14 protein-coding genes are annotated in these 15,693 nt (G+C 56.4%); 13 read left to right on the forward strand and 1 reads right to left on the reverse strand.

Annotated elements, in window-relative coordinates:
• Nucleotides 1-15 precede the first annotated feature (15 nt).
• The 13 genes from ABTW55_RS02485 to ABTW55_RS02545 all read left to right on the forward strand — a co-directional run bounded on the left by ABTW55_RS02485 (nt 16) and on the right by ABTW55_RS02545 (nt 14,687).
• A complete protein-coding gene (locus ABTW55_RS02485; protein WP_060422148.1) occupies nt 16-1,143 on the forward strand; it encodes an efflux RND transporter periplasmic adaptor subunit in 1,128 nt (375 codons plus the stop codon).
• Nucleotides 1,133-3,085 carry an ABC transporter permease gene (locus tag ABTW55_RS02490; protein WP_060422151.1) on the forward strand — a complete coding sequence of 651 codons (1,953 nt, stop codon included), beginning with the start codon at nt 1,133-1,135 and terminating at the stop codon, nt 3,083-3,085. The genes ABTW55_RS02485 and ABTW55_RS02490 overlap by 11 nt, the downstream gene beginning before the upstream one ends.
• Nucleotides 3,082-4,461: an efflux transporter outer membrane subunit gene (locus ABTW55_RS02495; protein WP_060422153.1), complete on the forward strand. Its 1,380-nt coding sequence runs from the start codon at nt 3,082-3,084 to the stop codon at nt 4,459-4,461. Before ABTW55_RS02490 ends, ABTW55_RS02495 begins: the two co-directional genes overlap by 4 nt.
• Nucleotides 4,462-4,463: 2 nt before the next feature.
• Nucleotides 4,464-5,717, forward strand: coding sequence for a beta-ketoacyl-[acyl-carrier-protein] synthase family protein (locus tag ABTW55_RS02500; RefSeq protein ID WP_033654091.1), 1,254 nt, complete (start codon nt 4,464-4,466; stop codon nt 5,715-5,717).
• An 11-nt stretch (nt 5,718-5,728) separates the two neighbouring features.
• Entirely contained in the window at nt 5,729-5,971 is a 243-nt protein-coding gene (locus ABTW55_RS02505; RefSeq protein ID WP_033649480.1) for an acyl carrier protein, read from the forward strand.
• A 554-nt stretch (nt 5,972-6,525) separates the two neighbouring features.
• Nucleotides 6,526-7,074, forward strand: a complete 549-nt coding sequence (locus ABTW55_RS02510; RefSeq protein ID WP_033635795.1) for a tyrosine-type DNA invertase — start codon at nt 6,526-6,528, stop codon at nt 7,072-7,074.
• Between the two features lie 481 nt (nt 7,075-7,555).
• Nucleotides 7,556-8,077, forward strand: a complete 522-nt coding sequence (locus ABTW55_RS02515) for a fimbrial protein (protein WP_033635794.1) — start codon at nt 7,556-7,558, stop codon at nt 8,075-8,077.
• Nucleotides 8,078-8,174: 97 nt separating this feature from the next.
• Nucleotides 8,175-8,852 (forward strand): molecular chaperone, encoded by a 678-nt coding sequence (locus ABTW55_RS02520; RefSeq protein ID WP_033635793.1) that lies wholly within the window; start codon nt 8,175-8,177, stop codon nt 8,850-8,852.
• A gap of 105 nt (nt 8,853-8,957) precedes the next feature.
• Nucleotides 8,958-11,507, forward strand: coding sequence for a fimbria/pilus outer membrane usher protein (locus ABTW55_RS02525; protein ID WP_033649481.1), 2,550 nt, complete (start codon nt 8,958-8,960; stop codon nt 11,505-11,507).
• Nucleotides 11,508-11,517: 10 nt separating this feature from the next.
• Nucleotides 11,518-12,576, forward strand: coding sequence for a fimbrial protein (locus tag ABTW55_RS02530; RefSeq protein ID WP_230199965.1), 1,059 nt, complete (start codon nt 11,518-11,520; stop codon nt 12,574-12,576).
• Between the two features lie 57 nt (nt 12,577-12,633).
• Nucleotides 12,634-13,161 carry a fimbrial protein gene (locus ABTW55_RS02535; protein ID WP_033649482.1) on the forward strand — a complete coding sequence of 176 codons (528 nt, stop codon included), beginning with the start codon at nt 12,634-12,636 and terminating at the stop codon, nt 13,159-13,161.
• Nucleotides 13,162-13,211: 50 nt separating this feature from the next.
• The gene (locus tag ABTW55_RS02540; RefSeq protein ID WP_033649483.1) at nt 13,212-13,907 is read left to right on the forward strand and encodes a response regulator transcription factor; all 696 of its coding nucleotides are present in this window, start codon (nt 13,212-13,214) and stop codon (nt 13,905-13,907) included.
• Between the two features lie 45 nt (nt 13,908-13,952).
• A complete protein-coding gene (locus ABTW55_RS02545) occupies nt 13,953-14,687 on the forward strand; it encodes a response regulator transcription factor (protein ID WP_080431169.1) in 735 nt (244 codons plus the stop codon).
• Between the two features lie 178 nt (nt 14,688-14,865).
• On the opposite strand, the gene ABTW55_RS02550 is transcribed toward ABTW55_RS02545, so the two are convergent.
• Entirely contained in the window at nt 14,866-15,417 is a 552-nt protein-coding gene (locus tag ABTW55_RS02550; protein WP_049194775.1) for a tyrosine-type DNA invertase, read from the reverse strand.
• Nucleotides 15,418-15,693: the final 276 nt, after the last annotated feature.

A 15,693-nucleotide genomic window follows, 5' to 3' on the forward strand; every position in this document is an offset into this window, starting at 1 on the left:
CGAGTGGCGTTGGCGATGGTCGTTTTGGCGGCGTTGCTTGGCGGGCTGTCGTTGCTGAATCGGCCCCCTGACACGCAACCACCGCAAACGGCGCGCGTCGAGCGCGGGGACATCGAAAAAAGCGTGTTGGCGACCGGGATTCTGAAACCGCTTCGGCAGGTGAACGTGGGCGCGCAGGTCAACGGGCAGTTGAAAAAACTGTATGTCAAACAGGGTGACAGGGTGATCCAGGGGCAGCTGTTGGCTGAGATCGATCCGACGCTGCAGCTTAACGAGCTGCGCAAGTCACAGGCCGAATTACGCAGCGCGCAGGCGCAGAAACTGGCGAGCCAGGCGCAGCTGAAGCAGTACCAGCTGGAGCTGAAGCGGCAAAGAGCGCTGGCGCGAGACCGCGCCGGCGTGGCCAGCGATTTGGAAAAAGCGCAGGCGCAGCACGACGCGCAACTGGCGCAGTTGAAAGTGAACGAGTCGCAGATCGTCCAGGCCGAAGTGGCGCAGGAAACCGCCAGGGCCAATCTGGCTTTTACCCGTATTACCGCCCCTATCGACGGCGAGGTGCTGGGCATCGTCACCCAGGAAGGGCAAACCATCGTCTCGTCGCAAAGCGCGCCGACCATTTTGGTGATGGCAGACGTGGATACGATGATGGTGCATACCCGCATATCGGAAAATGACATCTTGCAGGTGAAGACGGGGCAGCCGCTGTGGTTTTACGTCGCCGCCGATCCCCGCCGCCGCTATGAGGGAGCGATGGGCGCGATACAGCAGGCGCCGGCGGAGGCGCTGGAAACCGACCCGCTGGGCAGGAATTCAAGCCAGCAAACGGCGGCGGTGTATTACAACGGCGTGTTTGCCGTCGCCAACGGCGAGCGTCGATTGCGCACCTCGATGACGGCGCAGGTATTCATCATGACCGAACGCGCACAGGGGGTGGTGCGGGTACCGATGGCTGCGCTGGGCGCGGCATTGGATGAAGGAAGCTATCAGGTCAAGGTGCTGGAAGGCGGGCAAACGGTGGTGCGCCGCGTGCGTATCGGTACCCGCGATCGCCGCTATGCCGAAGTGTTGGAAGGGCTGAACGCAGGAGAGCAGGTGCTGCTGGAGCAACAGCCTGATGTGGAGGAGGGCGCTGATGTCAGTTAACACCGCTCCCATCATTGCGTTGGATAACGTCTCGCGCGAGTTTCAGGCGGGGGAGCAGAAAATTGCGGTCCTCAAGCGCATTTCCCTGAGCATTCAACGGGGGGAAATGGTCGCTATCGTCGGCGCCTCCGGTTCCGGGAAATCGACGTTGATGAACATCATCGGCTGTCTGGACAAACCTTCTCAGGGCGACGTGCACATCAACGGGGTGGCTATTGGGCAAGCCGACGCCGATCGCCTGGCGCAGCTTCGCAGCCGGCATATCGGCTTTATCTTCCAGCGCTATCACCTGATACCCTATCTGACCGCCGGTGAGAATGTGGCGATCCCGGCGTTGTATACCGCCATGCCGGCCGCCGAACGCCGCCTGCGGGCAGCGCATTTGCTGGCCCGGCTCGGGTTGGCGCAGCGCGGCGGTCATCGCCCGGCGCAGCTTTCCGGTGGGCAACAGCAGCGGGTCAGTATTGCTCGCGCCCTGATGAACGGCGCGGAAATTATTTTGGCCGACGAACCGACAGGTGCGCTGGATAGCGCCAGCGGTCAGGCGTTAATGACCATTTTGCACGAGCTGAACGCTATCGGGCATACCGTCGTCATCGTGACACACGACCGGCGGATCGCCGAACAGGCGCGGCGGATCATTGAGATCGGCGACTGCGAGATCGTGGCGGATCGTCGCCATGAAGCCACCCGACATCTTTCTACGTTCGAACGACCGCTGGCGGCGCCGCTGAAACGCATGGCGCCGGGCGCGGCGTTGAAAGAGGCCGTCGGCATGGCCTGGCGGGCATTGCTGGGGCACCGGGTCCGGGCATTGCTATCGATGCTCGGCATCATTATCGGCATTGCGGCGGTGGTCTCCGCCATCGCCATCGGAGAAGGCACGCGGCGTAATATTCTCAAGGAAATCAGCCAGCTTGGCACCAGCACGCTGGAGATTCGCCCAGGCCTCGGGTGGGAGAAACCGCGGCCCGACCTTGCGCGCTCGCTGAGCGAGCGGGATGCCGCATTATTGGCGGCGCTGCCTTACGTCGACAGCGTCTCGCCGGTGATCGGCACCCAACTGCTGGCCGTTCGCGAAGGCAAACAGGTGCCGCTTGCCGTGATGGGCGTCGGCGAAGGGTATTTCCGCACGCAGGGCATTCGCCTGCTTTCCGGCGGCCTGTTTACCGCGCAGGATCTGAGTGAGCGCGCACCGGTAGCGGTGATTGATCCCTTGCTGAAACAGGCGCTGTTTGCTTCCCGGCAAGATCCGTTGGGCGCGGTAGTGCTGATCGCGGGCGTGCCTTATCGGGTGATCGGCGTCGCGCAGCGCCGCGGCGCTCAATACGCCGGCTCTCAGCCGCTTGCCTGGCTGCCCTATACCTCCCTCACCGGCCGCATCGCCGGCGATATGCCGCTGGAATCCATTGTGATGCGAGTGAATGAAAAACTGACGCTGGAAGAGGCAGGACGGGATGCGACCCGGCGTTTGATCGTAGAACACGGGCGGCGTGATTTCTTCACGTTGACCGACGATCAGCTGACGCAATCCATTCAGCGCGCCTCAGGCTCCATGCAACTGTTGATTACCGCGATTGCCGCCATCTCGCTGCTGGTGGGCGGTGTGGGGGTGATGAACATCATGCTGGTCTCGGTGACGGAACGGACCCATGAGATCGGTATTCGAATGGCGGTGGGCGCCGCCGAGAAGGACATTATGCGGCAGTTTTTGATTGAGGCGGTGGTGATCTGCAGCTTGGGAGGCGTGTTGGGGATCGCCTGCGCCGCGCTGGTCAAAGGGGTTCTGAGCGGATTGGCGCCGCAGGTGACGATGATCTTTACCTGGCCGCCGTTGCTGCTGGCCTGCGGATTTTCGGCGTTGATCGGTGTCGGGTTCGGGTTCTTTCCGGCTCGCACCGCCGCGCGCCTGCAGCCGGTGGAGGCGCTGGCGCGAGAATGAGCCGACTTTGGGTTTACGGGCTGGTGATGCTGTCGCTGAGCGCCTGCGGAGGGCGGCCGATCGACGCCACGGCGCCGCCGTCGCTGCCGCAGCAGTGGCGCGTGGTCGATGAGCGTTCCGGTTCGCTGCGGGCGGGCGTCGCCTGGTGGGAAAACTTCAATGATCCGCAACTCTCCTCGCTGATCGATGGCGTGCTGATCGCGAATCAGGATTTGGCGCTGGCCGGATTGCAGTGGCGCGAGGCCATGTTGGAGGCCGGATTAACGGAGGGCAACTTGACGCCGGATTTCACCGCCAGCCTGAGCGGCCGCAATACCCGAGCGTTGCGGGGCGCGTCTACGCCGCAGGAAAGCTACCGTGCAGGGCTTTCTCTGAGCTATGAACTGGATTTATGGGGCAAGCTGGCGCGCATTCGCGAACAGGCCGAATGGCTGGCCGTCGCCTCGGAGTTGGATCGGCGCAATACCGCGTTGACCTTGATCGGTGCTACCGCGCGCGGGTACTGGCAGATTGCCGACTTGAATCAGCAAGTCCTCCATCAGCAACAGGCGCTGGCGATCGCGCGTGAAACTTTGCGGCTGGTGGCGGCACGTCACACCGCCGGCGACGTTGGCCGATTCGAGCTGTTGCAGGCGGAGCAAAGCTTGTTGGCGCGAGAGAATCAGCTGCATGAGCTGGGGCGGCAGCGGGAAGATGCGCGTAACTCGTTGGCACTGTTGTTCGGGCGATCGCCGCTGCTGCGCTATAGCGAACGGCGTTCGTTGCCGCTTGACGAGGTGGCTGTCGCGCAGCGTCAGCCGGCGTGGGTGATTGCGCGCCGGCCGGATGTTCAGGCAGCAGAACGCCGTCTGAGAGCGGCGCTGGCCGGTGCCGAGGCGGCAAGATTGAGTTTTTATCCGGCGCTGAGCCTGGAGGCCGGGTTGGATGCCGGCAGCGGACTTTTCCGCCAGTGGTTCAGTGAACCTTCGCGCTCGCTGGGCGCCACGTTGACGCTGCCGTTTATCGAATGGCGCAAGATGCGCTTGTCCAGCGACAAAGCGGCGTTGCAGGCGCAGCGGGCGGAGATTCAATTTCGCGATGCGGTCTACCGTGCGCTGGCCGATGTGGACAACGCCATGCGACAACGCCTGGAAGCACAGCGGCAAATCGGCAATCAGCGGTGGCATCTGGCGATGAGCCGACAAGCCGTGGCGTTGGCGCGACATCAATATCAGGCTGGTTCCGTTGCGCTGCAAACGCTGCTGGATGCGCAAGAGGCGGTGTTGGCCAGCGAGAATTCGCTGTCGGCACTGCAATTCCGCTATCTGAACGCCACGATGCAACTCTGGCTGGCGCTGGGCGGCAACGAGGCTTTCGCATCCGGGCAAGGAGAATAAGCATGGAGAAAACAAGACGCGTAGTGGTTACCGGTTACGGTGCCGTCACCGCGCTGGGGGGCAACGCGCAGCAAAGCTGGCAGGCTATCATGGCTAGCCGTCTGGCCTATCGTTATCACGATAAATCGGCGGCGGGGATCCACGCGCGCTTTTTTGCTTTGCTGGAGGCCGAACCGCCGCTGGAGGGCGTTGCCGCGCGGGTAAGCCGCCGCTTGCCCAGATTCGCCAGACTGGCGCTTGCCGCCGCCGCGGAGGCGATCGAAATGGCGTTTTCATCCAGTTTTGTTGGGCCCGCGCACTTTTATTCGTCGTTGGAGTGCGGAGCGATTATCGGCAGCGGCTGGGGCGGCCAGGATGAGATCATGCAAAACAATGCGGACTATCTGCAATCCGGATTGGGGCAGCTGTTTGGCTGTTTTCACGCGATGCCCAATATCGCGACCGCCATATGCGGCCAGCATTGGTTGCTACGGGGCTATCAAGGCTCGCCGGCGGCGGCCTGCGCGACCGGCGGCATCGCGATTGGCGATGCGTTTGAGGTGATACGCAGCGGCCGCGCTTCAATGATGCTGGCCGGTGCCTCGGAGTCGCTGCGCGGCAACGGCGCGATCTGGAATATGGATGCGTTGCGTTTGTTGAGCCGGGAGCAAAAGGATATCACCAAAGCCAGTTGCCCGTTTAGCCGGGAACGCAACGGTTTCGTCCTGGCGGAAGGGGCCGCCGTATTATGCCTTGAGGAACGGGAAGCGGCTTTAGCGCGCGGTGCGACGATTTTGGGCGAAATCAAAGGATACGGCAACTTTTCAGACGCTTTTGATCTTACCGCGCCGTCGAAGGATCCTCAGGCCAAGGTGAAAACCCTACGACGGGCCTTGGAGCAGGCGGGGCTCGGCAGCCATGAAATCGACTATATCAATGCGCATGGCACGTCTACGTTGCAAAACGACGTGAACGAAACCGAGGCGATCAAGGCGGCGCTGGGGCGTGATGCCTATCGCACACCGATTTCCAGCACGAAATCTTATACCGGGCACCTGCTTGGTGCATCCGGCAGCTTTGAGGCGATCGTCTGCCTGCAAGCGTTACAGCAGCAAATGATGCCGGCAACCTGCCATTTGCACGAAACCGATCCCGCATGCGATCTCGATTATATTCGCGAAGGACATCGGCATGGTCGTCTGCGTAATGTCATGAGCCTCAGTTTCGGTTTCGGCGGCGCCAATGCGGCGCTGGTATTTGGCAATCACTATGAATAACGGTAGAACGCATGGAAAAATATCATCGGTTATATGAGACGATTTGCGGCATGTTGCATGAAGCCCGAGGGCTGGAGAGAACGCTGCTGTCGGCAGACATGCCGCTACAGCAGCTTGGGTTGGACAGCCTGGATTATATGGAGCTGATGTTGTTGGTTCGGCGAGAATTCGGCATTACGCTCACTGCGGAAATGCTTATCGAGCATCCTGAATTGACCCTCGGCGAATTGTGCCACCTGATAACCCGTCAATAATTTCATCCCCCCAGGCGATCGCTTGCTAGGGTCTGGCCTGGGTTTTTCGTCTGTTGTAACGTCCATTTCATCCTTTTCGCATCCTGCTTCACTCAGTTATCGATATCCATAAATATTAATGCTTATCCGTCAGGTTAATATGAGCCAGTGATGGCGTTTTTTTATTCAACCCTTGGCGGCGTTATGAATGATGAGTGTTAATTATGTGGCGATATTTTTTAGGAATATTCTTTGTTTTGCCGGTTAATTTATCAATCTCACTCTACATCGCGCTTGTAAGTGATAATGCAAGCTAAAGAAAATAGGGGCAGTGCGGCCTCATTATTTATGATACGGCCGGAAAGCTGCGCAGATTATTCACGATAGCGATTCTCAGGGGCGATTGATGGCCGCGAGAATAACGGTTGTCGCGCTGTTCGCATTCGGCAAATCCGCTATACTCCGCGCTGGATGCAGGAACCTATCCATATGTCAGGGGCTGCCCTGAGTGTCCATTGTGGTGATGTAAAAGGAAAATGACAGCCACATTTTTCCTATCAAAGTAATGAGGTTGTATGTCTAATCGTAAACATCTGACGCCTTCTGAAGTGGAGAGACTGCTTGAGGTCACGCTGCATGGAAAGAATCCAGAACGCGATTATTGTTTGATTTATATGTGTTTTATTCATGGGTGCCGCGCCAGTGAAATAGGGGGATGGCGTTTGTCGGATATCGATCTGGAAGGCGGTAATATCTATGTGCATCGGTTGAAAAATGGTTTTTCCACCGTGCATCCGCTTTATCTGCGCGAAAGACAATGTTTGCGGCGCTGGTTGGATAAACGTCAGCGGCACCGCTGGGCCGATCAGGAGTGGCTGTTTCTTTCCAATCGCGGCGGCCGCCTGTCGCGTCAACGTATTTACGGGTTGATTCGGCATTACAGCAAGGTGGCTAAGTTGGAGGTCAATGCGCACCCGCACATGCTGCGGCATGGCTGCGGATTTGCATTGGCGGATCGCGGTGTCGACACCCGTTTAATTCAGGATTACCTCGGGCACCGAAATATCCAGAATACGGTGATTTATACCGCCAGCAATGCGCAGCGCTTCAAGGAAATTTGGTAAGTGTGATTTAAGTTAATAACGTTAAGGAGTCACTTTGAACTAAACTGAAACATACTGTAAGGACGCGTAAAAACAATGTCAATATTCCCATGCCTTCTTTCCAGGATAAAGATAAATATCATTTAAAAACAATGCGTTGTGTTTTTTGTGCATGCCGTGTCATCCCTGGCAATCTAAGTAAAATCCTACTCAAAACCCCACGAGTTTAAATCACTGCGTTATCACCTCGGTTTTTTAGTCTGATTTATCAGTTATTCATCAATTGGTTGGTTTTAAATTCCGACAAATGTCTGTTTATTGGTTTAAAAGTCCAAAGGAGTCACTTTAGTTCAAAATGAATCGTTTGGGTGAATAAGCCAGAATCCATCAATCAACTTGGCTTAAGACGTTTCCCATTCATGGAACTAAATAAAAGGAATGACATTAAGGATATGTCGGAAATAAACCCATGCACATTTTGCATAATTTTAAGGAAAGTAGGATGAAAAAGAATCTGTTGGCTGTAGCTATATTGACCGCGTCCGCATTTACCACTTCTGCATTTGCCGCCGACGGCGCGCTGAATATTACTGGCACCATCACCGATCAGTCTTGCACCGTCGATGCGGATTCCAAAAACAAGCAGGTCGCTCTGGGCAAGATCGCCAAAGATGCGTTCACCCTGTCCAAAACCGCCGGCGCCAAGGCGTTCAATCTGGTGCTGAAAAATTGCCCGGCCACCGTCACCGGCGCCACCGTGCGTTTTGACGGCACTCAGGTGCAGGGGCAGTCCGGGCTGCTGCAACTGACCGGCGCCGGCACCGCCGGGGTCGCGGGCGGCATTGGCGTGCAACTGCTGGACGACGGCAGCAACGTGTTAAATATCGGCAACGATTCCCGCGTCTATACCTTGGCCGAGAACAAAGACAACGTTCTGGGCTTTGTTGCGCGCTATTTCGCTTATGACAACGTTTCCGTCGGTAGCGCCAACGCTACGGCCAACTTCACCATCGTTTATCAGTAAGGCCATGCCGTTACGGCGGCGGAACAGTTAGAAAAATGAGCCAGAGAGCGTGTTCTCTGGCTCTTATTCATCGGTGATGGAAACGGGAAGAAAGAGAATGAAAGCGGGATACTTTGTGCTGACGGCGGCGTTGCTGATGACGCTTTGGACTCCGGTACGGGCCGGTGTAGTAGTGGGGGGAACGCGCCTGATCTACGACGGCGGCAAAAAAGAGTCTGCTCTGAATATCAGTAATCCGGATGCGATGCCTTATCTGATCCAATCCTGGGTTGATGCGCAAGAAGGCGATAGCGCGAAAGCGCCTTTTATCATTACACCGCCGCTATTTCGCTTGGATGGCGGCCAAAATAACCTGCTGCGCGTGGTACGTGCGGGCGGCAATTTACCGACGGACAGAGAGTCGCTGTATTGGCTGAATGTGAAGGCGATCCCCTCGGTGGAAAAGAAAGAAAATACCCTGCAAATCGCCATCAAGACCCGTATCAAGTTGATTTACCGCCCGCAGGGGCTCACCGGCAATCTGGAGGAGGCGGCCGGTAAAGTGACGTGGCGGCGCAGTGGCGATCGTCTGCAGGTGACCAACCCTTCACCCTACTACCTCACCTTTTTCAATTTGAAGCTGAATGGCCGCGCCATTACCGGCAACACCATGGTAGCACCGCAGGCAAGCGCCAGTTTCCCGTTGCCGACGGCGAATGGCGCAGGAGGCGGTCTGAGCTGGCAAATCATCAATGACTATGGCGGCACCGGCCAGACCTTCACCAGCACATTATAACCGGGCTGCGGTACGTGTTTTTTGCTCCGGAATAACGCTGGAGCAGGTGTTCGGCTTACCTGGCTTTTCGTCGGGCCGAGCCAATCGGGACAGGGAGTTAAAAGGATGAATAACCCGAATTGCATTGGTTTACCAGGGGCGCGATCGGTTCTTGCCGGCCTGATATCTTGCCAGGTGGCGCTGCTGAGCCCGATCGGCACGGCTTATGCGCGCGATTATTTCAACCCGGCGTTGCTGGAAATCGATAATCCGGCGCTGCGCGGCGCCGATCTCTCCGTATTTGAGGAGAACAGCAGCCAGGCGCCCGGGAACTATCGGGTCGATCTTTACCTGAACGGCGAACAGATAGACAGCCTCGACGTCGAGTTCCGGCTTATGCCAGGGGCCGGCGGTAAACAAACGCTGCAACCTTGTTTCAGCACTGAAAAATTAGCTGAATTGGGCGTGAGGGTTGCCATGTTTCCGGCGATGGTGCCTGGGGAGAGTTGCGTCAATTTGGCGCAGGCCATTCCACAAGCCTCTTCGACATTCCTGTTCAATCAGTTGAGGCTGAATTTGAGCATCCCGCAGGCGGCACTGCGCTTGAATGCGCGCGACTACGTTTCCCCGGATAAATGGGATTCCGGCATACCGGCGCTGTTGGTCAATTACAATTTCAGCGGCGCCAATAGCCAGATGCGCGCCAGCGAACGGCAAAACAACAATAACTATTACCTCAATCTGCGCTCGGGCATCAACTGGGGCGCCTGGCGCCTGCGTAACTATTCGATCTGGAATCATTACTCCGGTGGTTCTTCTTCCTGGCGCTCAATCAATACCTACCTGCAGCGCGATATCGTTGCGTTGCAAAGCCGCCTGACCCTGGGTGACAGCACAACATCCAGCGATGTGTTCGATAGCGTGCAGTTCCGCGGCGGGCAGTTGGCCTCTGAGGACGATATCCTGCCGGACAGCATGAAAGGGTACTCGCCGGTAGTGCGCGGGATCGCACGCACGAATGCGCAAATCATAATCCGGCAAAACGGCTACGTGATTTATCAAAGCTATGTGCCGCCGGGGGCGTTTGAAATTTCCGATCTGTATCCCACGGGTGGCAGCGGCGACCTGAATGTAAACGTGCGTGAGGCAGACGGGCAGGAGCAGCATTTTGTGGTGCCGTACGCCGTGGTGCCGGTATTGCAGCGCGAAGGGCGGTTTAAATACAGCCTGACCAGCGGGAAATACCGGTCATACAGCGGCGGCGTTGATGAACGCCCGTTCAGCCAGGCAACCGGGATCTACGGTTTGCCTTGGGGGGCCACGTTGTATGGCGGCGTGCAGGCGGCCAGTAAATATCAGTCTTTGGCGCTGGGATGGGGGCAGAACATGGGGGCGGTAGGCGCGCTGTCTGCCGATGTCACCCAAGCCTGGACCAAGCAGGAAACCCGGCCGAAGGAACAGGGGCAATCATGGCGTCTGCGTTACGGTAAAAACTTCATTGAAACCGGCACCAACTTTAGTTTGGCCAGTTACCGCTACTCCACGCGCGGCTTTTATAGCCTGCAGGAGGCGCTGGAGAGCTATGGCGGCAACAGCGCCGTCTATAGCGATCACAAGAAGAGCCGCGCCGAGCTGACGATGAGCCAAAGCCTGTGGGAGCGGGGAGGAACGCTGTCGCTCAGCCTGTTTAACGAAGACTACTGGGATAACAATCGCCGTTCGCAGTCTGTCAGCCTCAGCTACAACAACAGCTGGGAAGCGGTCAGTTACGGGCTGAATTACACGTTCAACCAGAACGGTTATGACAGTAACGGCAATCGCAGCAGTATTCGTGACCATATCGTGGCTTTCAACGTCAGCGTACCGCTCAGCAAATGGCTGCCGGGCAGCTACGCCACCTACAGTATGAACGCCAGTCGCAATGGTGCCACCAGCAACAACCTTGGGTTGAGCGGTACGGCGTTGCCGGGAAACAACCTGAACTACAGCATCAGCCAGGGCTATACCGGCAGGGATGTGGGGGCGAACGGCAATATTCAGGCGGATTATAAAGGCTCTCTCGCCGAGTTGAACCTGGGGTACGGCTACGATCGCCATCGCCGGCAGGTGAACTACGGCGTGCAGGGCGGCGTTCTGGTGCACCAAAACGGCATCACGCTTTCCCAACCGCTGGGCGATACGGTGGCGTTGGTGCAAGCGCCTGGTGCTTCAGGGGTGAATGTCCTGAACCAGACCGGAGTCAGCACCGACTGGCGCGGCTATGCGGTTGTGCCTTACCTGACGCCTTACCGGCGCAACATCGTCGGATTGGACGGTGAATCTTTCGCAGAGGACGTCGACATGACGCTGAGTAGCCAAACGGTGATCCCAACTCGCGGCGCCGTGGTGCGCGCCCGCTTTAATCCGGACGTCGGTGCCCGCGTGTTGCTGACCTTGCTGACGCGCAGCGGCGCTCCGGTGCCGTTCGGCGCCACCGTCAGCACTCTCAACAGCCCCTCTGACAATGCAGCCATCGTCGGTGATGGCGGCCAGGTTTATCTGGCTGGCCTGGCGGATAGCGGGCGGTTGCGGGTTAAGTGGGGCAATGACGCGGCTCAGCAATGTCAGGCCAACTATCAATTGGCTAATCAGCCCGAGAGCGGTGGGATTCGCCTCGTTAACGGACAGTGTTTATAAGGTGCATATGATGGCGACAGGAATATCGATTCAACGAGGGATCATCGTCGGTGGGCTATTGGCGTGCGCAACGTTGGGTGCACCACAGGTGCAGGCGGCTTTCGGGCAGTGTGTTCCTATTTCGGGAACCCATGGGTTTTCATTCCTTTTTTCCCCGGTTTTAACCGACCCGTCGCAAAACGTGGTGGGGCGGATTATTAAGAATGCTGACGGCGGCAACTGGAATTTGCCCGGTTCTTATCGGGTGAAGTGCGAATGTCAGACGCGTACGGCGTCTTATGTTACCGCCAAAATGCTGCTGAGCGAGCCGGTATTCAGCAGCGGGGGATTAACGTATTACGCGTTGAATGAATACCTGGGCGTGGCCAGCGAAGTTTTCGTTGCGGGGTATCGCAACGCGTTTATTGCCGCACCGTTCACCAATGAGTCTAACTTTAAGACCGATATGGATGGTGATGACGAATCCTGTGCCAGCACGCCCTACAACAGCGGTGCTCGCGGGCGAATTCACCTGTATTTCCGCCGCCCTTTCGTTGGCGTGACCACAATCCCCAGCACCCGCCTGGTAGACACCTACGTCTCCGTGGTGAGCGGGGTGAAAAGCGATGTGCCGGTCTCCACTATCTCCATGAGCGGCACCGTCACCGTGCCGCAGAGCTGTGAAATCAGTCCGCAAACGGTCACGATCGATTTTGGCGATATCTTGACGTCGAATATTCAAATCAAGGGGGCGATGGCGTCCGGCGTCACGCCAGAAGAGAGAACGCTGACGCTGGCTTGCCGCAATATTTCCGCCGGCGTCAAGGTCAGCCTGTCATTTCGCGGTGAGGCGGACGGCAGCATGCCCGAGGCTCTGAAGACCAGCAATCGCGACATTGGCGTGATGATTAAGGATATGCAGGGCAATGTTATTCGGCCTCAGAGCGGGCGCTTGCCGATCGATAACTTCCAATATCCCAACCAGAGTGGTAGCTCACGGATCAGCGTATATCCGATCAACACCACCGGCCAACCTCCTGCCGTGGGGCAGTTCAATGCAACGGCGACCATTCAGGCAGAAATTCAATAACGGATATTTCAACGGTAGCACGCCGGGGGCCCGGCGTTTAACGAGAAGGAGCAGATTATGGGGAAGGTTTTTAGCGGTATTGGCTGCAAATTGGCGCTGGCGGGCCTGTTTCTCCTGGCGATGCCGTCGGCGCATGCCGTATCAAAAATAGTGATTACCGGCAACATCAAAGCGGCACCCTGTGAAATCGACGGCGCGAACGGCACGGTTTCGGTCAATCTGGGGGACGATATTTCTGCCGCCGTACTGGCGACTTCCGGTGCCTTTAGCCCGTGGGTGGAGTTCCCTTTGACGCTAAAAAACTGCCCAAGCACCACCACGTCGGTCGTCGCGACCTTCAGCGGAACGGCTGCGGATGAAGGTGCCAGCTTGTACAAAAGCACCGGCAGTTCTCGCCGAGTGCAAATTGAATTGCAAAATAGCCAGGGGGCAAACCTGGGCAATGGCAAGAGTATGGCCCAGTTAGTTAATCGGGCGACGAATGAAGCCAAATTCAATTTGCGGGCGCGGGCATTCAGCGTCAATGGCGGTTCAACGCCCGGTTCGATAGAAGGGGCTCTGCAGGTCACTTTCGTCTATCAGTAGACAAAGGGCTGCCCTAGATGGAAGGTTAACGACAGATTTAAGGTGATGATATGAATATTAATTATCCCTATGGAACAACCTTGGCGGCCGGCAATGCGGCGACGGGGGCCGTGGCTATCATGGAACCTTGCCCCCTCACGGCGTTGGGGATGAGAAACCGATTGATTGAGTCCTGCGGTCTACAGCCCGACAACGTTCGACAGGTGACGAACCTGGTGGCGCTGAGAGCCTTATTCACTCAGCACACGCATCGTTTACTGGTGATGGATTTGTGCGGCAAATCAGAATTGGTATTGGACGGCTTCAGGCTGATTGCCGATGTGCGTGAAAGCTCGCCGGACACCGCGATAATTATTTGTACGGCATTGGATGAGCCCAGGCTGCTGCGGCAACTGATCGCATCCGGCATCCGCGGCCTGATGTTGAAGCAAGAGCCGGCCATTGCGTTGACTCATTGCGTCCAACAGGTCTTGGCGGGCTGCAGCAGTTTCAGCCATCGGGTGCGTCAGCGTCAATTGCATGAGGCGACAGCCGACAAGCCTCTGACGGCGAAGGAACTGGATGTGCTGACCCAGTTGTTTTCCGGCAAAAGCGTGACCAGCGTGGCGTTAACGATGTGCCGTGATATTCGCACCGTCAGCACGCATAAACGCAATGCGATGTTGAAGTTGGGATTTCACAGCGATGGGGAATTGTATCTTCAGGGGAAATGGATGGCTGCGCAAGGTTCGTCTTTTGTTCGCTAGGCAAGCGTGCGATGCCTCTGGGGTAAGCAAGCATAGGAGCAGATTATGCATTCATGGCGTCAGCAGCCGCTGAACATAGCATTAATGGACAGATGCCCATTAACGCTGGAGGGGTTGGCGAGTTTTTTAAAAACGCTGCCAACCCAGGCAAAAGTCGTCGTAAAGGAAACCAGCGTCCGCGCGGTGGCGGATAGCGTGGTCTATCAGCAGGCTGACGTGCTGATTAGCGAGATGGATGGTGAAGATGAAACGGTCGCTCAGGGCAGGGAAACGTTGCTTGCCTTGTGCACGCAGTTGCCCGAATTGCGGGTGATCGTCTATACCCGTTGCCAGAATGCAGAAGAGGTGGGGCGTCTGTTGAACCAGCCCAATATCAGCATCGTAGCCAGAGATGACGCTTTACCGCTGGTGGCGGAGTTTTTTAATCGCGTGCTGCTTGGGGAACGCGTGTTGAGCCCGCAGATAGGCGCTTTTCTGGCGCCCTCCGTTAGCGGAGAGGAGGCGGCAACGCGAAAGTTGACCCGCTGTGAGAGCGACGTCTTGGCCTTTTTGTTCAACGGAATGAGCCTGCGGCAAATCGCCGAGTTGCAACGGCGCAGCATCAAGACGATCAGCGCGCATAAATGCAGCGCCATGCGTAAACTGCAGGTGAAGAATGACAGCGAACTGTTTTCTCTGCACGCCAATATTGCGCGGCAATTGGGGGGGGAAATGGTCAAAAGGCACCTAACCTTTAATGAAACGGTATGGGCTATGATTTATCGGCAGGCTTGCCGTTAAAAGCTTACCCAGTGTGGCCTATCCCTGGCGCTGATGCATGAAAAGCAGCTCGGCGTAAAAATATTGCTGAGTAAGCCGTTGATGACGTGCCGGGCTGCCTCTCCCATCTGAATATTGCATTGCACTCGATGTGTTGTTTAACGGAGGACGGGGCTGCGTAATTATTTTCGTCGTGAGGTTAAATGTTGATCGTGCGGAATCGCTCAACGTTGGTCGCGGTGTAAATCACCGTATTCTGGATATTTTTGTGCCCTAAATAATCCTGAATCAAACGCGTATCGATCCCTTTATCCGCAAGGGCGTAACCGCAGGAATGTCGCAACATGTGAGGATGGACCTGAACGCTAATGCCGGCCATCTCGCCATACATTCTCATCAACCGATAGAGCTGCTGACGTGATATCTGCCCACCGTGGCGCGACAGGAATAGCCATGGCGCTTCAGCGTCAGGATAGTTCGCCCGTTGGGCCAGCCAGTTTAACAGCGCCTGCCGTTCTCGCGGTTGAATGGGGTGCTGAACGGAAAACCCGTTTTTCAACCGGGATATATGGATCCTATTGGAGGTAAGGTCAATATCCTGAAGGCGCAATGCACGCAGTTCGCTAACCCGCAAGCCGTGAATAAAGCACATTAATAGTAAACAACGATCTCGAATGCTATTTTTTCCTTCATGCACAGCGGCTATCAGTTGCTCAATTTCAACCTGACTAAGAAACTTCCTTTTTTTCATTTTCCTTTCCTGCGTCTTAGATGTTGGCGATTTCTATTATGACGCTTTATTAAAGCATTGGAACATAATAGGCGGCAAAGAAAATAAATAATTTCATTTGTGAATGCATGGGTTTTTATTGTTTTATTTTTTAAGTGAATGGCTTTTTGATTAATATATGTTTATTTAATTTATTTCGGGAAGCTATTTAATCAGCGAATATTGAGCGTCCTGTAAGAGCCGTATGGAAATTTTGCCACCGTCAGATGGCTACGGGGATACCGCCTCTCTCAGAAC

The organism is Serratia sp. SM04 (assembly GCF_040280225.1).
In the GTDB taxonomy this organism is placed as follows: Bacteria; Pseudomonadota; Gammaproteobacteria; order Enterobacterales; family Enterobacteriaceae; genus Serratia; species Serratia sarumanii.